Here is a 20,835-nt window from a genome sequence, read left to right as displayed (position 1 = left end):
AAAAAGCCGCCCATCGGGCGGCTTTTTTCTTCGACTGCGCTCAGAATGACACCTGTCAGCCTGAGCCTGCCGAAGGCTAATTCCCGTACACGCTCAGGAACTTGATCCGCATCAGCTTCAGCTGCTCCCAGTTGTAGTTGCCTTCCGAGAGCTCCTGCAGCGCCACATCGAGCGAGCTCGTCTGGCAGCCTTTGAAGTATTCGAGGATGTCTTCCTGGTCGTAGTCGTCGAGCATGCCGGAGATGGCGTAGTCGAGGTTCAGCTTCGTGCCCGAGGCGGCGATGGTTTCCATCTCCTCCAGCAGCGCGTCGAGGCGCATGCCGCGGTTCTTGGCGATGTTGTCGAGCGGGATGCGCTTGTCTACCTGCTGGATGATGTGCACCTTGTTGGAGCTCTTGTTCACCACGCTCTTCATCACGAAGTCGTCGGGCTTCTCGATGTTGTTTTCTTCCACGTACTGCGCAATGAGCTCCAGGAAGGGCTTGCCGTAGCGGAGGGCCTTGCCCTTGCTCACACCCTGGCAGCGCTCGAGGTCCTGCGTGGTGGTGGGAAAGAAGGTAGCCATGTCCTGCAGCGAGGTTTCGAGGAAGATCACGAAGGGCGGCAGGTTCTTCTTTTTCGATTCCTGCTGGCGGAGTTCCTTCAGGAGGCCCACGAGCTTCTCGTCGGCAACGGGTGCGGCCGAGGCGTCGGAGCCGCCTTCGTCGTCGTCGGCGAGGGCGTCTTCAAAGAGGTTGTTGAGCACGATCTTGAACGACTTCGGCTTCTTCTGGAATTCCTGGCCTTTCTTGGTCAGCTTCAGCACGCCGTACTCTTCGATGTCTTTCTGCAGGATGCCTTCGAGCAGCAGCTGGCGGATCATGGAGTTCCAGAAGTGCTCGGGCTGGTCTTTGCCGAGGCCGAAGACGCTGAGGCCTTCGTGGCGGAACATCTTGATCTGCTGGGTCAGCTCGCCGCGGATGATCTTAACGGTGTATTCGGTGGCGAAGCGCTCGTCGAGGGCGGTGATGGTGGTCAGGAGGCGCAGCACGTCGTCTTTGGCTTCGATCAGTTCTTTGGGATGCTTGCAGTTGTCGCACTGTCCGCAGCCTTTGTTGCCGTATTCCTCACCGAAGTAGGAGAGGAGCACCTTGCGGCGGCAGACGCCGCTTTCGGCGAAGGCCACCGTTTCGGAAATAAGCTGGGAGCCTACCTCGCGCTCGCTCAGGGGCTTGTCGCGCATGAGGTGCTCGAGCTTGGAAACGTCTTTATGCGAATAATAAAGGATGCACTTGCCTTCCAGTCCGTCGCGGCCGGCGCGACCGGTTTCCTGGTAATAGTTTTCGATCGACTTCGGGATGTTGTAATGGATCACGAAGCGGATATCGGGCTTATCGATGCCCATGCCGAAGGCGATGGTGGCCACGATCACCTGCATTTCCTCGTTGAGGAACTGGTCCTGGCGGTCGGCGCGGATCTTGGAGTCGATGCCGGCGTGGTAGGCCACGGCCTTGATGCCGTTTTGCGTCAGCAGGGCGGCGAGCTCCTCGGTGGTCTTGCGGTTGGTGGTATAAATGATGCCGCTCTTGCCCTTGTTCTGGGAAATGAAGCGCACCATGGCTTTGAGGGTCTCTTCTTTTTTCACCTTCGGCTGCACTTCGTAGTAGAGGTTGGCGCGGTTGAAGGAGGAGAGGAACACCTGCGGGTTGCGGAGGCCGAGGTTCTTGATGATGTCGCTCTGCACCTTGGGCGTTGCCGTGGCGGTGAGGGCGATGACGGGCGCTTCGGGCTTGATCTCGTCCATCATCTCGCGCAGGCGCCGGTATTCGGGGCGGAAGTCGTGGCCCCACTCGGAAATACAGTGGGCTTCGTCTACCGCAAAGAAAGAAATGGTGAGGTCGCGGAAAAAGTCGAGGTTGTCCTGCTTCGTCAGCGTTTCGGGCGCCACGTAGAGCAACTTGGTGCGGCCGGCGGTGAGGTCGGCGTGCACGGCCTTGATCTCTTTCTTGGTAAGGGTGGAGTTGAGGAAGTGGGCTACTTCGTCTTTAGAGGCGTAGGAGCGCACGAGGTCCACCTGGTTTTTCATCAGCGCGATGAGCGGGCTCACGATGATGGCTACGCCGTCGAGGATGGTGGCGGGCAGCTGGTAGCAGAGGCTTTTGCCGCCGCCGGTGGGCATGATCACGAAGGTGTCGCGGCCGCTGAGCAGGCTCTGGATGATGGCTTCCTGGTTGCCGCGGAAACCATCAAGGCCGAACTCTTCCTGCAGGGCCTTGTGCAGCTGTTTAGACGTGAACGGCGATTCGTGGTGTTGCGGCAGCTCGGTGGTTTGAGCTTTGGAAGCCGCTTTGCTTGGTTTTTTCTTGAGGGTACTCATAGGTCCACACTATTGTTACCGCTGGGAAGCGGGGGTAAGTCGATATTAAATACGGTAGGGAAACGGCTGGAACGGCTTTTCAGGGACGGGATCATTGCTGTAGGAAGGTAGCGAAAAAATCGAGACCGGTGTTGCCGCAGCGAGCGGTTTCCATAAGGTATGCGAATTTAGGATGCAGTTGCATAAACAACTAATCAAAAAGGTTAAAATGCCGTTAACCGCCGACGAACGGCAGCGGGTTGGCAAACCACCAAAGGCGCTATCTTTGCGGCCTTGAGTCAACAAAGCTCCATATCAGCGGCGGCGCTCCGCACCATTGCCCTCGAAGCGGAAGCGGTGCAGCAGCTCGGCCGGCAGCTCGACGGGCTAGAACAGGTCATCGGGCGGATGGCGGCCTGCACGGGTCGCATCGTGCTCGCCGGCATTGGCAAAAGCGCCATCATCGCCCAGAAGATCGTGGCCACGCTCAACTCCACCGGCACGCCTTCGCTGTTTCTCCACGCCGCCGACGCCATCCACGGCGACCTCGGCATGGTGCAGCAGGACGACATCGTGATCATCGTGTCCAAAAGCGGTGAAAGCCCCGAAATCCGGGTACTCGTGCCGCTGATCAAAAACTTCGGCAACTGCGTGGTCGGCATGGTGGGCAACACCGAATCGTTCCTGGCGCAAAACAGCGATTTTATCCTCAACACCACGGTGGCGCAGGAAGCCTGTCCCAACAACCTCGCACCGACCACCTCTACCACCGCGCAGCTGGTGATGGGTGATGTGCTGGCCATCTGCCTGATGGAGCAGCGCGGCTTTAAGGTGGAGGATTTCGCCAAGTTTCACCCCGGCGGCGCCCTCGGCAAAAAGCTCTACCTGCGCGTGGGCGACCTGAGCCGCGGCAACGAGAAGCCGCAGGTGACCACCACGCAGACCATTAAAGAGGTGATCATGGAGATCTCGGCCAAGCGCCTTGGCATCACCGCCGTGCTCAACAACGCCGGCGAGCTGGCGGGCGTCATCACCGACGGCGACCTACGCCGCATGCTCGAAAAGGCCTCGACGCTGGAATTCATCCAGGCCGGTCACATCATGAGCGAGAAGCCCAAGACCATCGAGGCATCCGAGCTGGCCGTCAATGCGCTCGAGCTGATGCGCAACAACAACATTACTACCCTGCTTGTGCTCGACAATGGCCAGTATGCCGGCGTCATCCACCTGCACGACCTGATCCGCGAGGGTCTGCTTTAAGCACTATGAACGCATTTATCCGCTCCCAGATCAACGATCACACCTATGTGGCCATTATGGCCGGCGGCATCGGCTCGCGTTTCTGGCCCGTCAGCCGCACCGACCTGCCGAAGCAATTCCTCGACATCCTGGGCACCGGCCGCACGCTGATCCAGCAAACGCTCGATCGCTTCCGTAACATCGTGCCCCCGGAACACATCTTCGTGGTCACCTCCGACGATTATATGGACCTCGTAGCCGAGCAGCTCCCCGAGCTGCCGCGCGCCAACATCATCGGCGAGCCTTACCGCAAAAACACGGCGCCCTGCATCGCCTACATCTCCTTCAAGCTCCAGCAGCTCGACCCGCAGGCTTCGCTCATCGTGGCCCCTGCCGACCACCTCATTCTCGACGGCGAGAATTTCCTCGGCGTTTGCGCCAAGGCGCTCTCCTTCGCCAACCACTTCAACGCGCTGGTCACCATCGGCATCAAGCCGAGCTACCCCAACACGGGCTACGGTTACATTCAATACGAGATCGCCGATGCGGCCCCGCAGGTAAACAAGGTGAAGACCTTTACCGAAAAGCCCAACCGCGAGCTGGCGGAAGCCTTCGTGGCCTCGGGTGAATTTCTCTGGAATGCCGGCATCTTCGTGTGGCAGGTGGACCGCATCATCGACGCCTTCCGCAAGTGGCTGCCCGAGATGTACGAGCTCTTCGCCGCCGAGCAGGCCTCGTTCAACACCGACGGCGAAAAGGCCGTAATCGAAACGATCTACCCGCAGTGCACCAATATTTCCATCGACTTCGGCATTATGGAGAAGGCCGACAATGTGTATGTCATCCCCGCCGCCTTCGGCTGGAGCGACCTCGGCACCTGGAATTCGGCCTGGGAGAACATGGAAAAAGACTACCTCGAAAACGCTGTCGTAGGCAACCAGGTAATGGTGATCGACGCCCAGCGCTGCGTGGTGCACGCCCCCCACGACAAACTCGTGCTGCTCCAGGGCCTCGACAACATGATCATCGTAGATACCAAAGACGTGCTGCTCATCTGCAACAAAGAGAAAGAGCAGGAGATCAAGGAGTATGTGGCCGAGGTGAAAAGGAACCACGGGGATCAGTATCTCTAGAACGAGGTTCTTAAAGTTTTAGGGTTTTTAAGGTTCTCAGGGTTGCAGCCGGAAATGGCTTCCTACCCGAACCTTCAGAACCCTGAGAACCTTAAAAAATCTTCAGAACCATTTCCCAGAAACTCTACTCTCTCATCCGGGATCAACTCCTCACAATGATACCGCAGGAGCACCTGCGCCACCGTCGCCACATCCTTCTGGCAGTATTTACGGATGCGCGCCAGGTCGCCTTCTTTCCAGTATACCGGTCCTACCATGCTGCCGTCGATGTCGTCTTTGGGTGAAGGCACGCCGAGGCAGGCCGCCAGCAGTGCCAGCGAGGTGTAGCTTTTGAAGTCGCCGAACTTCCAGAGCTCCATCGTATCGAGGTGGCGCACCTCCCAGGGCTTGCGGCCTGCTATGAGCAGTGGCTCCGGGATGGCGATGCCGTTGATGACGAACCGGCGGCAGAGATAGGGGTAGTCGAACTCCTTGCCGTTGTGGGCACAGAGGTAACGGTCGGAGCGCGACCAGTCCTGCTGCAGCAGTGCGCCGAAGCGGCGCAGCAGGTCGGCCTCGTCGTGGCCAGCAAGGGCATTCACCAGCAGCTTTCGGCCGGCGCTGCCCTCTTCGATCCAGCCATAGGAAATGCAGATGATCTTGCCGAACTCGGCGTAGATCCCGGCCCGCTCGTAGAGCGACGCGGGATCGGCCGCGCTGCCGCGCGCGATGATCGCCGCCTTGGCATCCCAGAGGCCGCGCCAGTGATCGGGCAACTCGTTGTAGTCCGCGTATTGCGGCACCGTTTCGATGTCGAGAAAAAGGATCTGGCTGAAGTTCATAAGCGGGCGCTTCAAAGGGCGCACCTAAAGCTAGAATGGACGCAAAGAGTTACCAAGAGACTTTCCACAGAAATTGATGAGGGGAAAAACAACAGAGGAAGAAGGGAGAATACATGAATAATTGAGTACATGATTACATGATTAGTGAGGGTGGTTTTTACCCCAACGACTACCCTAACTCTTACCTCATGTACTCATGTACTCATGTAATCATGTACTCAAGTAATCTCCCATTTCCTGCTCCTACCTTTATCCCATGTCAACCAGAACCCTCTATTCCTCCAATACGCCCTGGGAACCCGTGGTGGGCTACAGCCGCGCGGTACGCGTGGGTAATCTCATCGAAGTGTCGGGCACGGTGGCCGCCGACGAGCACGGCAACCTCATCGGCGAAGACGACCTCTACCTGCAAACGCAATTCATCCTGAAAAAAATCGAAGCCGTTTTGCTGCAGGCGGGCGCCTCGCTGCAGCAGGTGGTGCGCACCCGCCTTTTCGTTACCGACATCAGCCGTTGGGAAGAAGCCGCCCGCGCGCACGGAGAAGTGTTCGCGGAAATCAGGCCCTGCACCACGATGGTGGAAGTGAGCCGGCTGATCGCGAAAGGACAGATGATCGAGATCGAAGCAACCGCGGTTGTGGAGGGGTGAGAGACGAGGGAATAGTCACTGAGGGAAATACTTGATTACTTGAGTACATGAACAATAGAGTACATGAGGGAGGTTTCAGAGTTGGGGCAATGCCTTCCCTCAAGTAATCAAGTAGTCATGTAATCTATTATTCAGGTAATCCGCTCTTCCCGATCTGCCCTGTTCCCTTCTTATTTTTGGCTTCATGTCTTCCCCCATCCGCATCCAATCCAAACTGCCGGCCGTAGGCACGACCATCTTCACCGTGATGAGTGCGCTGGCCGCGGAGCACAAGGCCATCAACCTGGGCCAGGGCTTTCCCGACTACCCCATGAGCGCGGAGCTGACCGGGCTGGTGGACCAGGCGATGCGCAACGGCCACAACCAATATGTGCACATGAACGGCTACGGCCCGCTGCGCGAAGCGCTTGCAGAGAAGGTACAGTATTTATACGGTACGTCCATCAACCCCGATAGCGAGATCGCCGTCACGCCCGGCGCCACCTATGGGCTCTTCACCGCGCTGGCCACCGTGCTCGTTCCCGGCGACGAGGTGATCGTGTTCGAGCCGGCCTACGATTGCTACATTCCGCAGATCGAGCTGATGGGTGCCCAGGCCGTCACCGTCAACCTGCTCTTCCCCGACTACCGTATTGACTGGAACGCCGTGCGCGAAAAGCTGACGGAGCGCACGCGCGCTATCGTCATCAACACGCCGCACAACCCCACCGGCGCCGTGCTTACGAAAGAAGACCTCGCCGAGCTCGAAGGCATCGTGGAAGGCACGCAGATCGTGATCATCGCCGACGAGGTGTACGAGCACCTCATCTTCGACGGGCTACCGCACGAGAGCGTGCTGAAATACCCGGCCCTGCGTGCCCGCAGCTTCGCCATCTATTCGTTTGGAAAAGTATACAACTGCACCGGCTGGAAGCTCGGATACTGCATCGCTCCCGCGCCGCTGATGGCGGAGTTCCGAAAGATCCACCAGTTCAATGCCTTCACCTGCGACACGCCCAAGCAGGTAGCGCTCGCCGGGTTTCTCCAGGACCGAAGCCATTACCTGGACCTGGGCGCGCAATTGCAGCAAAAGCGCGACTTCTTCCAGAACCTCATGGCGCAAACGCGCTTCCGCCCCTTGCCCAGCCACGGGTCTTATTTTCAGAGCTATTCGTATAAGGACATCAGCAGCGAAGCCGAGAAAGACTTCGCCATCCGCCTTACAAAAGAAGCCGGCGTGGCTACTATCCCGGTTTCCTCGTTTTACCGGACGCCCGTCGACAACGGCGTGCTGCGCTTCTGCTTTTCGAAGAAGAACGAAACGTTGGAGGCGGCGGTGGAAAGGTTGAAAGATCTCTGATGTTGGATATCGGATGGGTGCCCCGAAGCTGGTTGCCAGACCGCTTTTCCACAAATCCGACATCGGAAATCCGAGATCAGACATCTTATATTTGCGGCTATGTTCAACAAACGGATCCGCATCAAGGAAGTGCTGGGCACCGAGCCGCAGCAGCAGGAAATCACGGTTATGGGATGGGTACGCACCTTTCGTAACAACCAGTTCGTGGCCCTCAACGACGGATCGACCAATAATAATCTCCAGGTAGTGCTCACGCTCGGTGAATTCGATGAAGCACTGCTGAAGCGCATTACTACCTCGGCCTCGCTGAAGGTGACCGGCATCCTGGTGCCTTCGCTGGGCAAGGGCCAGAAGGTAGACCTCAAGGCGACCTCCGTAGAAATACTGGGCGATTGCGACGCCGAAAAATACCCGCTGCAGCCGAAGAAGCACTCGCTGGAATTCCTCCGCGAGATCGCGCACCTGCGCTTCCGCACCAACACCTTCGGCGCCGTGTTCCGCGTGCGCCACGCCCTGGCTTTCGCCATCCACAAGTTCTTCAACGATAAAGGCTTCGTATACCTGCACACGCCCATCATCACCGCCTCCGACGCCGAAGGCGCCGGCGAGATGTTCCGCGTGACCACGCTGCCGCTCGAGGGCGCGCCTACGACAGAAGAGGGCAAGATCGACTTCAGCCAGGACTTCTTCGGGCGCTCCACCAACCTAACGGTGAGCGGGCAGCTAGAGGGCGAGCTGGGCGCAACGGCCTTTGGTGAGATCTACACCTTCGGCCCCACGTTCCGCGCCGAAAATTCGAACACCGCGCGCCACCTGGCCGAGTTCTGGATGATCGAGCCCGAGATGGCATTTTACGACATCGAAGACAACGCCAACCTGGCCGAAGAATTCATCCAGTACCTGATCCGCTACGTGATGGAGCACAACGCCGACGACCTCGCGTTTCTCAACCAGCGCCTGCTGGACGAAGAAAAGCAGAAGCCGCAGGCCGAGCGATCCGAGCTGGACCTGCTGCAGAAGCTGCAGTTCGTGGTCGACAACCAGTTTGAGCGCATCACCTACACTGAGGCCATCGACATCCTGCTGCAATCGTCGCACTACAAGAAGAAGAAGTTCCAGTACGACGTGAAGTGGGGCATCGACATGCAGAGCGAGCATGAGCGCTACCTCGTGGAAAAGCATTTCAAGAAGCCGGTGATCGTGACCAACTACCCGAAAGACATCAAGTCGTTTTACATGCGCCTCAACGAAGACGGTAAGACCGTCGCGGCCATGGACATCCTGGCGCCCGGCATCGGCGAGATCGTGGGCGGCTCGCAGCGCGAGGAGCGCTACGACGTGCTCACCAGCCGCATGGAAGAAATGGGCGTACCCGCCGACGAGCTGTGGTGGTACCTCGACACGCGCCGATACGGCACCGTACCCCACGCCGGCTTCGGCCTTGGCTTCGAGCGGATGGTGCAGTTCGTAACAGGTATGGGTAACATCCGCGACGTGATCGCGTTTCCGAGAACGCCGAAGAACGCCGAGTTCTAGTTAATTGGTTTATTAGTCTATTGGTTAATTGGTAAGACCGGTTGCCAACCGACCAATGAAAAAACGTCCTGCTTCGGCGGGACGTTTTTATTGTAGTCAGCTTAGCGTACCATCTTCTTCTCTTTTTAGCGGTGAAAGACTCTTCTTTTCCTTATGGAACTTTCTCTTCCCGCACATCTCAAAGGAAACCAACAACCATGGCTTCCGTAGAAACCGCTGCCCTCGGCAGCAAGCGCAAGGGACACCTCATTCCGAAGGTTGATATGACCCCGATGGTGGATCTCGGATTTTTGCTGATCACGTTTTTCATCTTTACCACGAGCATGGGCGAAAGCCGAGCGTTGCAGCTGGTGATGCCGGCTGATGGGCCGCCGATGAACTCGATGGAGTCGGCCACGCTGTCGGTGCTGCTCGACAGCAGCCAGGTGTTTGCCTACCGCGGCCAGTGGGAAAAGGCCGTGCCGGCGGGCGGCGTGCAACCCACCACGCTCAATACCTACACCGGCATGGGCGCGGTTATCCGCGCGTTGCAGCAGGATCTGCGGGCCCGCGGCCGGCACGACTCCGACCTGGTGCTCCTCATCAAACCCGCCGCCAGGGCTGATTACCGGCAAGTGGTGGATGCGATCGACATGGCGCTTATTTACAACGTGAAGCGCTACGCTATCGTGGAGCCGGAAAAAGAGGAGCGTGCGTTTCTGGAGAAGCGAGACCGGCGCTAGCCCGTCATTGCGAGCGATGCAACAAAAGTTTTCCACAGCTTGTGGATATTCCGGCGGAATGGTACTTTTGGCTGAGTAAACTAATCAGCCATATGACAATTCCCGTAGTTGATCTCGCTGAATTCCTCAGCGGCGACGAGACCAAGAAGCAAAAGTTTGTTCAGGAAATCGGCAAAGCCTACGAGGAAGTAGGCTTCGTGGCCGTCAAGAACCACGGCGTTCCCGACGAGCTGATCGCCAACCTGTATAAATACGTGCAGCAGTTCTTCGCCCTTCCGACCGAAACGAAGCTCCAGTACGAGAAGCCCGAACTGGCCGGCCAGCGCGGTTACACTTCTTTCGGCCGCGAGCACGCCAAAGGCTTTGACGCGCCCGACCTGAAGGAATTCTTTCAGTATGGCCAGACGATCTCCGACGGTGAAGACGTGGGCGAGCACTACCCCGGCAACGTAACGGTGGAAGAAGTACCCGAATTCACCCCCACGCTCGAAAACGCCTACCGCCACTTCGAGAAAAGCGGCACGTCGCTGCTGCAGGCCCTCGCCCTCTTCCTGGACCTCGACGAAAACTATTTCGATCAATACGTGCACAACGGCAACTCGATCCTGCGCGCCATTCACTACCCGCCGATCCAGAACGAGCCCAAGAGCGCCATCCGCGCCGAGCAGCACGAAGACATCAACCTCATTACGCTGCTGGTAGGCGCTTCTGCGGACGGCCTTCAGATCCTCACCAAGCAAAACGAGTGGGTAGGTGTCACCTCCCTGCCCGAGCAGATCGTGGTAAACGTAGGCGACATGCTCCAGCGCTTCTCCAACAACCGACTCCGCTCCACCACGCACCGCGTGGTGAACCCGCCGCGCGAGCTGTGGGGCACAAGCCGCTTCTCCATCCCCTTCTTCCTGCACCCGAAGAGCGGCATGAGCCTCGCCTGCCTCGACAGCTGCATCGACGAACAGCACCCGAAGGCGTATGAAGACATCACCGCCGGCGAATACCTCGATGAGCGTCTCCGCGAGATCGGCCTCAAGAAATAAGAGCCCATCCCCTAACCCCTTCCCGAAAGGAAGGGGGATAGAAAAGCCCCCGGACTGCAACGTTTGGGGGCTTTACTTTTTTGGAACGCGGAGAAGGGGAGAAACAAATTTGACGCGGAGATTGATCGAGATGCAGAGAAGTCTTTGAAGGTTGATGCTTCTATAGTTTTCTCGGACCGGTATTCAGATTGAATATCGTAAATCAAGTGTCCCGCGTAGCGGGACGTGCGCGAAGGCCCTCCGAAAGATTGCGATCAGTATTTAATTCAATGAACGTTTTCACGCAAGTCGGTATTGAAGTCTGGATTCGGACTATAGTTCACCCTCCGCGCATGTTCCGCTGGCGGAACGCTTGACTTACGACGATCCACTAGTGTTACCGTTCAAGCAAACGATGGAAGCTCCGATTGTAAGACACTCCTCTGTATCTCCGCCAACCTCTGCATCCAAGTGTCTTTCTCCGTGTCTTTGCGTTTAAAAAAAACGCCCTCAAGCGCGGCCATTTATTGTGTGCCGTTGCCAACCCTTAACAAGACCTTCACTACGGTTCGTGTAACCGGAGCGGCATTTGGTTCGTTTTAACGGAGACTTAACCCTTTGTGCGGCTACTTTAGTGTCAGTAAAAGAATTAAAACCCACAACTCATGAACAGACTTTTACTCGTTATGCTTGCTTCTGCCGGGTCGCTGGCTGCCGCTGCGCAGACCGTGCCCGACCAGAACCCTTCCTACGCGGTGAGTCGCGACAAGTATCTTAAAGTGGCCGACTCGGTCAACCGCTGGCACAGCACCACGGCGCAAAACACCTACAAGGCCTACGACTGGTACGAGGCCCGCGAGGAGCGCCGCCAGGCCCGCCGCCAGAACCGCTACGACGTACGGCTGGCCCGCGCGCAACGCAACTATCGCAACTGGGACTACAATCCTTATTACAACGACTCGTATTACTACAACCCGCGTAGCAGCCGTCGCTGGCAAAGCCGCTGGTGGTAGTCGCCCGGCTGCGCTCATGGTGCCCCTGTGCTCAGCAGAACAGCGAAGCCCTTGAATCCGGGCGTAATTGAAAGACAACTTCTCTTCATCTTCTAACACTCAACAGAACTAACTATGAAAAAAGGTTTACTCTACGCATCCTTCCTCGCACTGCCCTTTATTTTCAGCTGCGCCCGCAACGTCACGCGCGTTTCTCCCGACGAGCAGATCGACATCAGCGGTCGCTGGAACAATACCGACTCGCGCCTCGTATCCGAGCAGATCACCTCCGACATTCTCACCGCTTCCTGGCTGGGCAATCACCTGCAGTCGAAGAGCGGGCAGAAGCCCGTGGTGATCGTAGGACTGGTTGACAATAAAAGCCACGAGCACATCGACGCCGAAACCTTTGTGAAAGACGTGGAGCAGTCCTTCGTCAAAACCGAAAAGGTGCGCCTCGTGCAGGGCGGCAAGAAGCGCGAAGAACTCCGTGGCGAGCGCGCCGACCAGCAAACCAACGCCTCGCAGAGCACCATGAAGAAGTTCGGCCTCGAAAACGGCGCCGACTACATCCTGCAGGGCTCGATCAACTCCATCGTAGACGCGCACAAGAAAAAGAAGGAAGTCTACTACCAGGTGAACCTCGAGCTCACCAATCTCGAAACCAACGAGGTGGTCTGGATCGGCGAGAAGAAGATCGCCAAAATGGTCAAGAACTAATCGCTGATGTCGGATGTCTGATCTCTGATTCCGTTTATATCAGGCATCAGACATCCTATATCAGACATCTCTTCCGACTGCTCCCATGTTACACAAACTCCAACATATCATCCGGTTTGCCCCGGTGTTGGCCCTGTTTCTCGCTTCCTGCGCTACGTACAACCAGCAGGTGAGCAGCTACTATGGCCATTACCGACAGGGCGATTACCAAAAGGCTTCGGCCGCGCTCGACGACAGTAAGCTGCTGTCGAAGCGGCGCAACCACCTGCTCTTCCTGCTGGAGAAAGGCCGGATGGAGCACCTGCTGCATCACTACGAAGCATCCAACCGGTATTTCAACGAAGCCGACAACCTGATGGAAGACGGCGGCAACGCTACCGTGGGCGACTTCGCGCTCGCCACGCTCCTCAACCCGATGATGGAAACCTATCGCGGCGAAGACTTCGAGAAATACATGGTGCACTATTACAAGGCACTCAACTACCTGATGCTGAACGAACCTTCCGAAGCCATGGTGGAAGCCCGCCGCATTTCCCTCCGCAGCTACGCGCAGGAAGACGTACGGGGCGAACACAAGTATGCGCAGGACGCCTTCTCGTTCATGCTCCAGGGGCTGATCTATGAAAAGAACAAAGACCTCAACAACGCGTTCATCGCCTACCGCAACGCGACAGACCTCTACCTCAAAAACGGCGGCTCCTATTACGGTGTGGCCATCCCGCTGCAACTGAAGAAAGACCTCCTGCGCACCGCCTGGCAAATGGGTTTCCAGGACCAGGTGGAATTCTACCAGCGCGAGCTGGCCTACACCCTGCAGCCCGAAGACCGCGCGACGGGTGCCGAGCTGGTGCTGTTCTGGGAAGCCGGCAGCGCCCCGGTGAAGGAAGAAGAGAACATTATGTTCTTCCTCAGCAAGCAGGGCACGGACTTCTTTTTCACCAGCGCCAACGGCTCGCTGCGCGTGCCCTTCGACCGTTCGATGGGTTCGGTGGATGAAGGCAGCCTCGCCAATATCAGCGCCATCCGCGCCGCCCTGCCCCGCTACGAGCTGCAGGCCTGCGCCTGGCAGTCGGCCGAAGCCCGCACCGACAGCAACGCCGCCTTTGCCTTTGAGCCCGCGCAAAGCATCAACGACCTGGCACAGAACACTCTCCGCGAGCGCCGCCTCCGCGACCTGTCGAAAACGCTGACGCGCATCGCGCTGGGCAAGCTGGCCGAAATCGCCGCGGCGCCGAAAGACAAGCCCAAAGACAAGGAAGAAACTGAAGAGGAAAAACGCAAGCGCCGCAACGCGGAACTGCTTACGGCCGGCATCAAGATCTTCAACTTCGCCAAGGAGAAGGCCGATACCCGCAACTGGCAAAGCCTGCCCGGCAGCATCTACTACACGCGCGTGCCGCTCAAGGCAGGGCCGCAGACCATAAAAGTATCGGTGAAAGGCAGCTACGGCGAAAAGACCTACGAGCTGCCGCTGGATGGAAGCGGCGGACTGAGCTTCCGCAACCTGTCTACGTTATAAAGAAAGACCCTCGCACGGCAAGGGTCTTTTGTTTACCGGTCTATTTCATTCATCCGCTGGTTGAACTCGCGCCGCATCTTCTCGGATCGCCGCACCGGGTCGCTTTCTTCGCGGAGCTGGTCCATCGCGCGCTTGAGGAAGATGCCGTAGCGGTTGATCTCGTAGTATTCGAATTCGTCGGCGTTGCTGCCTTTTACCTGGGCCGGCGGCGAGGTGAGGATGAACAGGCGGGCATCGCTGTTGGCGCTGACCCGCTCCATTTTACCCGGCAGCAGGGTCAGCAGGTTGCTGCGGCCGTTGCGCAGGCGCTCTTCCGACTCGCGGGTCTCCTGGCGTTCCTTCGCGCGGGCGGTGCGGGCGGTCATCGAGTCGATGGTGGCGTTGCCCGAGTGCGTGGGGCGTACCGGCAGCGCATTGATATCGAAACCGGCCCGGCGATAAGTGGCCGGCACGCTCAGCAGTGTGTCGTCGAGGAGGTTGATCACGTACTGGCCGCTTTCGGGAAGCTCGTACGACCAGGTCTGGCCGCTTTCGGTGAGGCGCAGGTGCTTGTCGCTCACCGTTACTTCTTTCGTCACTTCGTAAAGTCCCGGTTCGGAGAGCAGCACGCGCGTGCCCGAGTCGGAGGGCTGCTCCTGCATCTTACTGTAATTGGTAATGATGTGCACGCGGCGCTCGTTGGAGGAGCAGGCAGCGAGCAGGAGCAGGGGTAGAGCGGACAACAGGGTTCGGAGGCGCATGCCGCAAAGTACTTTTTCTGGAGCGAATGAATAAGCAGTAATCAGTAATGAGTGAGACGGCACCCGGTGAACTGGATGGTTTTTTCATTTTGGGTGATGTCGACGGCCGGAGGCTGGCGCTTGCAATGACCTTCGGACCCGTTCGGGCGCGGGAAGCCCCCGTTTCAGTGTAATAGGCTCCCGTTCGGGTCCTGGAAGTACCCGTTCCAGTGATTTCTGCCCTCGTTCCAGTGATTTCTGCTCCCGTTCCGACCCGGTTTGTCAGCGGTTCAGTCATTTTGGCGCCCGTTCGGGCCCGGGAAGCCTCCGGGATAACCAGATAAGCCCCCGGTCGGGTCTGATCTGTCCCCGGTCAGGCCCGGTGAGTACCCGGCAAGTCGGGTAAGTGTCCCCGTTCAAACGGCTTTTTTGCGCGTTCATCCAAACCAAGAAAAATAATTTCGGTACATTAAGGCTGAAAATCAATGCTTTACGAACCATATACTATCCGGCAGCCGCAATTACTTTAAAAAAGCAGGTATTATGTGTTGCATAGTACCAAACATTGTTGTAGGTTTGTATGGTCAATCGAAACAATCACCGTTTTCCGGACAGAACCGGGAAGCCCAAAACAGACCCCATGAACATAGAGAATACGCAGAGCCAGATGCGCAAGGGGATCCTGGAGTTTTGTATCCTTTCGATCATCCGCCGCGGGGAGGCCTACCCCAGCGATATCGTAGAGGAAATGAAAGCAGCCCAGCTGCACATCCTGGAAGGTACCCTCTACCCCTTGCTCACGCGCCTCAAGAACGCCGAGATGCTCACCTACCGCTGGGTGGAATCTTCTTCCGGCCCCCCGCGGAAATACTTCTCGCTCACCGAAAAAGGCGAGACCTTTTACAAAGAACTCGAACAAACCTGGCAGGAGCTTTCCAACGCCGTCAACACGCTGACCGCCAACAACAATCCTTCCTAAACTTCAACCACTGAACGTCATGAAAAAGATTATCAACATAAACCTGTCGGGCCGGGTGATCCCCATCGAGGACGCCGCCTACGAGCGTTTGCAGCGCTACATCGAAAGCCTGCGCCGCTACTTCGCCAACGAAGAGGGCCGCGACGAGATCATCGGCGACATCGAAAGCCGCATTTCGGAGCTGATGAGCGATAAAGTGAAAAAAGGCGCCGCCGCGATCACCGAAGAAGACATGGACGGCATCATCAACACGATGGGCCGCGTGGAAGACTTCGAAGAAGCCGAAGCCGCCGAAGCGACTACCGCCGCTGCCGGCGCCGCCGCTTCGGAAGAAACCAGCGCCTTCACCCGCATCACGGGCCGCCGCCCCCGCGGCCGCCTTTACCGCAACAGCAGCGACCGGATGCTCGCCGGTGTTTGCTCGGGCCTGGCCAACTACTTCGAGCTCGACCCCACCATCGTCCGCGTTGTATTCCTGGTACTCGCCTTCGGCGGCGGCTTCAGCATCCTGGCCTACCTGGTGCTCTGGGTATTCGTGCCGAAGCAGGTGCTGCAGCCCAACGTGGCCAAGCGCTTCTTCCGCAATCCCGACGAGCGCATCCTCGGCGGTGTGGCCGGCGGTATCGCCGCCTACTTCAAGTGGGACGTCTGGATCGTGCGCCTCGTGTTCGTAGCGCCCTTCCTGCTCAACATCCTGCTGGGTGTGCTGAACGCCTTCTTCAACGTCGGTCACCACGCGTTCCCCGACTTCTTCTTCGGCTCGCTCACCGGCACTTCCTTCCTCACCTATATCGTGCTGTGGATCATCCTGCCAATGGCCGTGTCTCCCTTTGAAAAGATGGAGATGCGCGGCGAAAACGTAGACGTGCACCGCATCCGCGAGAATGTAAAGACCAACACGCAGGCTTTTGCCGAAGAAGTAAAGAACTCCGCCAAGGAATTCGGCGCCCGCGCCACCAACTTCGCCAGCACCCGAGGCAAAACCTTCGCTACCGAAGTAGGCCAGGCGGCCCGCCCCCTGGCCACCGGCGCCGGACACGTTATCGCAACCATCCTTAAACTCATCGTACTGTTCTTCGCCGGCTGCATGGCCCTCGCTTTCTTCGGCACCATCATCGCCCTTGTCTTCACGGGCTTCGGCGACTTCCTCAACAACTTCGTGCTCGAAGGCCGTTTCCAGAAAGTCATGGGCTGGGGTGGCGTGCTGCTCCTGTTCGGTGTGCCCTTTGTAGCCCTGGTTACCTGGCTGGTGCGCCGCCTGATGAAAGTGCGCAGCTCCAACCGCTACATTGGTTGGGTGTTCGGGGGCCTCTGGCTCATCGGCATCCTGATGAGCGTTGCCTTCGCAGCTTCGATGGCCCGCAGCTTCCAGTACACCGGCCGGATGCGCGACAACGTGCAAACCGCCACCGTGCGCAACAAAATGACGGTGCGCGTAGTGGAGCCTCCCATTGAATACAGCGGCTACTACAGCTTCATGCCGCACGACGAGAACGAAGGCTTCGACGTCAACGCCGACTCGATGAGGCTGTCCGCCGTGCGCCTGCTGGTGGAAAAAAGCCTCGACTCGCAATACCATGTGGTGGTGGAAAAGCGCAGCCTGGGTGGCAACCGCGGCATCGCCCAGCTCCGCGCCGAGCGCCTCAGCTACCTGGCGCAAGTGCAGGATTCCTTTCTCAACCTCGGCTCCGGCTTTGCTGTGGGTCGCGCGCAGAAATGGCGCAACCAGCACATCGTAGTGCGCATCCAGGTACCCGTAGGCAAGAAGCTGCGCTTCGAAGAAAGTGTTGGCGAACGCCTTCACCCGCGCCAGATGCATATGGAAGTGCGGGGCGACCGCCGCTGGCGCCGCAACTGGGAGAGCGATTGGGATGAAGACTTCTCCAACGAGTACACCTGGAAATCGAACATCGACTACGTGATGACCGCCGACGGCGAACTCGTAGACCCCAATGCGCCGGTGACCCCCGTGCACACCGACGACCGCAACGACGATCCCGGTGTATACGAATACGACCGCAACGACTCGCCCCGCCGCAACCGCGGCGCCGCTCCGGCCACACCCGTCAAGCCTGCGTCCGATACCTCGCCGGTAGCACCCACCGAGCCGCAGCCCGAAGCGCGCATCAACTATACACCCACACCGATGCTCGCCACGTTCTCGCTGGTAGCATCGTAAGTCGTCAGCCGTGAGCCGTCAGCCGTGAACTAGCGAACTAAGACAACCCACGGCCGGAAACGTCAAGGTACAAGTGATCACGCTTCACGCTTCACGCTTCACGCCTCCCGATAAACCTTGGTTGAAGTTGACCTGTACCAACAGGTAACCTCGAGGGCCTTCAATTCTTTGCGGGCCCTTTTTTTTATCGCTGTTGCCGGATGTCGGACGGCTGATTGGACCAGCCTGGAGGTAACTCCATCAGACATCCTGCACCCGGTATCAGGCTTCATTTAAACTCCACTTACATATGAAAAAGACCCTCCGCATTGCCGGCTATACAGCCGGTACGGCCCTCCTTTTGGCCGGACTGATCTTCCTCGTAGCCTGGAAGTCGCCCAAATACTATACGCCGAGGTCCCGTGGCAACTACAGCACCATTCCGTTCCGTACTTATACGGGCGACCATCCGCGCCCTTATATATTACGCCGGCCGCAGTTCGTGCTCTTCGGCGCGGCGCACACCCGCAACCCGCAAGACAGCCAGCTGCTCCTGATACAGCAATACTGGAAGGAGCTGAAGCCGACTGTCGCGCTCGTGGAAGGCCGACTGGGCTTTCTGCTTCCGGGGCTGATGGACCCGGTGAAAACGCTGGGTGAAGGCGGTGCTGTGGCCGCGCTCGCCAGGAAGGACGGCATCCCGCTGTACAACTGGGATCTTCCGAAAGACGTAATGGCCGACGCGCTCCTCGACCGATTCAGTCCGCAGCAGATCGCGCTGGCGCAGTTGCTCACACCCTGGTTCGGGCAGCAGCGCTTTGGCCGCCCGGCTTCCGAGGCCGACTTCCTCGCGCCATTCTTTGAGCGCGCCGCCGCCGTTGGTTTGCAGGACTCGCTACAATCAGTGGCCGACGTAGACCGCTACTGGCAACGCTACTTTCCGGGCACCGACTGGCGCACGGTTTCCGACGAGCATCCGCTCCCGGGTTACCTGCATCATATGATGTGCGCCACCAACGACCTGCGCAACGCGCAACTCGCGGCGGTCATCAAAGAGCTCACGGCCCGCGGCGAGCGCGTATTCGTGTTATGCGGCTCGAGCCACGCCTTCTGCGTGGAGCCCGCCTTCCGCTGACGTGCGTTCGCATCATCCTTCTACAGACACTAAAACCTTTCCCGATGCGTAAGTTGTTTTGGGGCCTGCTGGGCCTCCTGGCTGTCCTTATTGTTTTGTCGCTCGTGGTGCTCCGCGGCTGCGACCGGCCCGTTAAAGTAGAATCGAACCTGTATCGCATCCACCGTATTTATACGGGCGCCCGTGCCGAAGTATGGACGGCCCGCTTCGGTCCGGGCGACAGCGTTATCGCCGCCGCTTCGGTAGACAGCACGTTGCGCGTGTGGCATACCGACGGCCGCCTGCTAGCCGCGCTGCCGGCGCCCGGTGGACTTACCTGCGCCGAGTGGGCCCCCGACGGGAAGTCCATTGCCGCCACGAGCTACGACGGCGCCGTCTATCTCTGGAGCTGGCCCGAAGGCAAGCTGCTGCAGCGTTATGACACGCACCACGGCACCGCCTGGACGCTCCGCTTCAGCCCCGACGGCAGTCTGCTGGCCTCGGCCGGAGAAGACAAGCTCGTGGTGCTGCGCCGCCTCTCCGATGGCCGGGTGACCGCGCGGCTATCGGGGCATCGCCTCAACATCTGGGACCTTTCCTTCAGCCCCGATGGCAAGACCCTCGCCAGCGGCTCCTTCGATGCGAAGGTGTTCCTGTGGGACGTGGCCGGCGCGCGCCTGCGCCGCAGCTACGAAGGCCACGACGAAGCCGTGGTAGCGCTTGCTTTCAGTCTGGACGGCTCCACGCTGGCCAGCAGCAGCGATGATGGTACCGTGCAGTTGCAGGACGCCGCCAGCGGCCGCCTGTTGCAAACGCTGCACACACCCGAGCACCAGCAGGGAATAGCGTTTAGTCCCGATGGCAAGCGCCTCGTCAGCGGTGGCCGCGATCATAACCTGGTGGGCGAGCTGACGCAGAATTTCTTCGCCGACAAAACCGACCGTCCCGGTGTGTCGATGCGCCTCTGGAACCTGGCCGACGGCCGGCTGCTGCAAACCTTCTCCGGCCACAGCGACGACGCCAACGACGTGCAGTTCAGCCGCGACGGAAAGTGGATCCTGAGCGCCGGGGCGGATAAAATAGTAATTCTCTGGAAACAACAATGACCGCGTTTTGAGAGAAAGGAGGCCAAGGTGAATAAGGTTCTTAACCGCGAAGAGAATAAGAAAAGAAGTTGTTACGCTAAGAGGCTGTCTAAATTTAAGTCATTAGTTTTTTGAGGGTTATGTGGATGGCGCTCATCAGGAGCATGGCGCGGGACATAACGATAGTTTTTTCATAGTCCTTGGCGAGTCTTCGGTAATTGATCAACCAGGAGAAGGTTCTTTCCACCACCCATCTGACAGGAAGGGGGGAGAAGCGGTTGGAGTGTCTGCGCTGAATGAGCACCCACCGGATCCTGCCTCCTGCGGTAAAAGCCGGTGGTCCGTCGTAGCCGCCGTCGGCGACAATAGTGCGCACCGAAGGGCGGTCCTCCACATCATCGCGCAGCACGCGCGCCCCGGTCTTGTCATGAACAAAAGCGGAAGTAACGCCGGCGGCAATGACGGTGCCCTGGGTGTCCACAGCCAGGTGGCGCTTTCTTCCCTTTACCTTTTTGCCCGCATCATAACCCACCTCGTCGCCTGTGCCGGCCACGGTTTTTACCGACTGGGCATCAATGAGCAGCATCGAAGGCTCGCCGCTTCTGCCTTGCCGGCGCCGCAGCTGAATGCCCACCAGGTATAGCGCCCGGTCCAGCAGTCCGTAGCGGGCCCACTTGTTCAGGTAGTACCATACCAGGCGGTAATCGCCGTACTGCGGCGGAAGCGAGCGCCACTTGCAGCCGTTGCTCAAAAGATAAA

The 20,835-nt window shown here is 58.5% G+C and carries 18 protein-coding genes; 14 read left to right on the top strand and 4 right to left on the bottom strand.

Annotated features, from left to right (window positions below; all coding sequences use genetic code 11):
* Nucleotides 1-76: 76 nt before the first annotated feature.
* Entirely contained in the window at nucleotides 77-2,356 is a 2,280-nt protein-coding gene (gene recQ / locus E0486_RS16720; RefSeq protein WP_131853892.1) for a DNA helicase RecQ, read from the bottom strand.
* Between the two features lie 273 nt (nucleotides 2,357-2,629).
* Here recQ and E0486_RS16715 point away from each other — a divergent pair, with 273 nt between their 5' ends.
* Together E0486_RS16715 and E0486_RS16710 are read left to right on the top strand one after the other, a co-directional pair.
* On the top strand, nucleotides 2,630-3,595 hold the full coding sequence (locus E0486_RS16715; protein WP_131853890.1) for a KpsF/GutQ family sugar-phosphate isomerase: 966 nt from the start codon (nucleotides 2,630-2,632) through the stop codon (nucleotides 3,593-3,595).
* 5 nt (nucleotides 3,596-3,600) lie between these two features.
* Nucleotides 3,601-4,707 carry a mannose-1-phosphate guanylyltransferase gene (locus tag E0486_RS16710; RefSeq protein ID WP_207906283.1) on the top strand — a complete coding sequence of 369 codons (1,107 nt, stop codon included), beginning with the start codon at nucleotides 3,601-3,603 and terminating at the stop codon, nucleotides 4,705-4,707.
* Nucleotides 4,708-4,781: 74 nt separating this feature from the next.
* Here E0486_RS16710 and E0486_RS16705 read toward each other — a convergent pair whose 3' ends face one another.
* Entirely contained in the window at nucleotides 4,782-5,528 is a 747-nt protein-coding gene (locus E0486_RS16705) for a 3'-5' exonuclease (protein WP_131853888.1), read from the bottom strand.
* 256 nt (nucleotides 5,529-5,784) lie between these two features.
* Here E0486_RS16705 and E0486_RS16700 point away from each other — a divergent pair, with 256 nt between their 5' ends.
* From E0486_RS16700 to E0486_RS16665, 8 genes are all read left to right on the top strand, one after another.
* The gene (locus tag E0486_RS16700; protein ID WP_131853886.1) at nucleotides 5,785-6,177 is read left to right on the top strand and encodes a RidA family protein; all 393 of its coding nucleotides are present in this window, start codon (nucleotides 5,785-5,787) and stop codon (nucleotides 6,175-6,177) included.
* 184 nt (nucleotides 6,178-6,361) lie between these two features.
* On the top strand, nucleotides 6,362-7,516 hold the full coding sequence (locus tag E0486_RS16695; protein ID WP_131853884.1) for a methionine aminotransferase: 1,155 nt from the start codon (nucleotides 6,362-6,364) through the stop codon (nucleotides 7,514-7,516).
* 99 nt (nucleotides 7,517-7,615) lie between these two features.
* Complete coding sequence (gene asnS, locus E0486_RS16690; protein ID WP_131853882.1) at nucleotides 7,616-9,052, top strand: asparagine--tRNA ligase; 1,437 nt, start codon at nucleotides 7,616-7,618, stop codon at nucleotides 9,050-9,052.
* Between the two features lie 197 nt (nucleotides 9,053-9,249).
* Nucleotides 9,250-9,774: an ExbD/TolR family protein gene (locus E0486_RS16685; protein WP_131853880.1), complete on the top strand. Its 525-nt coding sequence runs from the start codon at nucleotides 9,250-9,252 to the stop codon at nucleotides 9,772-9,774.
* Between the two features lie 92 nt (nucleotides 9,775-9,866).
* Complete coding sequence (locus E0486_RS16680; RefSeq protein WP_207906282.1) at nucleotides 9,867-10,811, top strand: isopenicillin N synthase family dioxygenase; 945 nt, start codon at nucleotides 9,867-9,869, stop codon at nucleotides 10,809-10,811.
* 644 nt (nucleotides 10,812-11,455) lie between these two features.
* Nucleotides 11,456-11,803 (top strand): hypothetical protein, encoded by a 348-nt coding sequence (locus E0486_RS16675; RefSeq protein ID WP_131853878.1) that lies wholly within the window; start codon nucleotides 11,456-11,458, stop codon nucleotides 11,801-11,803.
* 114 nt (nucleotides 11,804-11,917) lie between these two features.
* Nucleotides 11,918-12,502 (top strand): penicillin-binding protein activator LpoB, encoded by a 585-nt coding sequence (locus E0486_RS16670; RefSeq protein WP_131853876.1) that lies wholly within the window; start codon nucleotides 11,918-11,920, stop codon nucleotides 12,500-12,502.
* 85 nt (nucleotides 12,503-12,587) lie between these two features.
* A complete protein-coding gene (locus E0486_RS16665) occupies nucleotides 12,588-14,021 on the top strand; it encodes a COG3014 family protein (RefSeq protein WP_131853874.1) in 1,434 nt (477 codons plus the stop codon).
* A 32-nt stretch (nucleotides 14,022-14,053) separates the two neighbouring features.
* Here the strand turns inward: E0486_RS16665 and E0486_RS16660 are convergent, their stop codons facing one another.
* Entirely contained in the window at nucleotides 14,054-14,761 is a 708-nt protein-coding gene (locus tag E0486_RS16660; RefSeq protein ID WP_131853872.1) for a hypothetical protein, read from the bottom strand.
* A gap of 619 nt (nucleotides 14,762-15,380) precedes the next feature.
* On the opposite strand from E0486_RS16660, the gene E0486_RS16655 reads away from it, so the two are divergent.
* The 4 genes from E0486_RS16655 to E0486_RS16640 all read left to right on the top strand — a co-directional run bounded on the left by E0486_RS16655 (nucleotide 15,381) and on the right by E0486_RS16640 (nucleotide 20,097).
* On the top strand, nucleotides 15,381-15,719 hold the full coding sequence (locus E0486_RS16655; RefSeq protein ID WP_131853870.1) for a PadR family transcriptional regulator: 339 nt from the start codon (nucleotides 15,381-15,383) through the stop codon (nucleotides 15,717-15,719).
* Nucleotides 15,720-15,738: 19 nt separating this feature from the next.
* Nucleotides 15,739-17,898, top strand: coding sequence for a PspC domain-containing protein (locus E0486_RS16650; RefSeq protein WP_131853868.1), 2,160 nt, complete (start codon nucleotides 15,739-15,741; stop codon nucleotides 17,896-17,898).
* Nucleotides 17,899-18,187: 289 nt separating this feature from the next.
* A complete protein-coding gene (locus E0486_RS16645; protein WP_131853866.1) occupies nucleotides 18,188-19,012 on the top strand; it encodes a hypothetical protein in 825 nt (274 codons plus the stop codon).
* 44 nt (nucleotides 19,013-19,056) lie between these two features.
* Nucleotides 19,057-20,097 (top strand): WD40 repeat domain-containing protein, encoded by a 1,041-nt coding sequence (locus E0486_RS16640; RefSeq protein WP_165917385.1) that lies wholly within the window; start codon nucleotides 19,057-19,059, stop codon nucleotides 20,095-20,097.
* Nucleotides 20,098-20,191: 94 nt separating this feature from the next.
* On the opposite strand, the gene E0486_RS16635 is transcribed toward E0486_RS16640, so the two are convergent.
* Nucleotides 20,192-20,835 (bottom strand): IS5 family transposase (locus E0486_RS16635; protein WP_131853817.1); only part of this gene is annotated, 644 nt, incomplete at its 5' end.

It is taken from the genome of Flaviaesturariibacter aridisoli, from assembly GCF_004343705.1.
In the GTDB taxonomy this organism is placed as follows: domain Bacteria; phylum Bacteroidota; class Bacteroidia; order Chitinophagales; family Chitinophagaceae; genus Flavisolibacter; species Flavisolibacter aridisoli.
The sequence above is the reverse complement of the archived record's forward strand: the minus strand, read 5'-3'. Positions and strand labels throughout refer to the sequence as shown.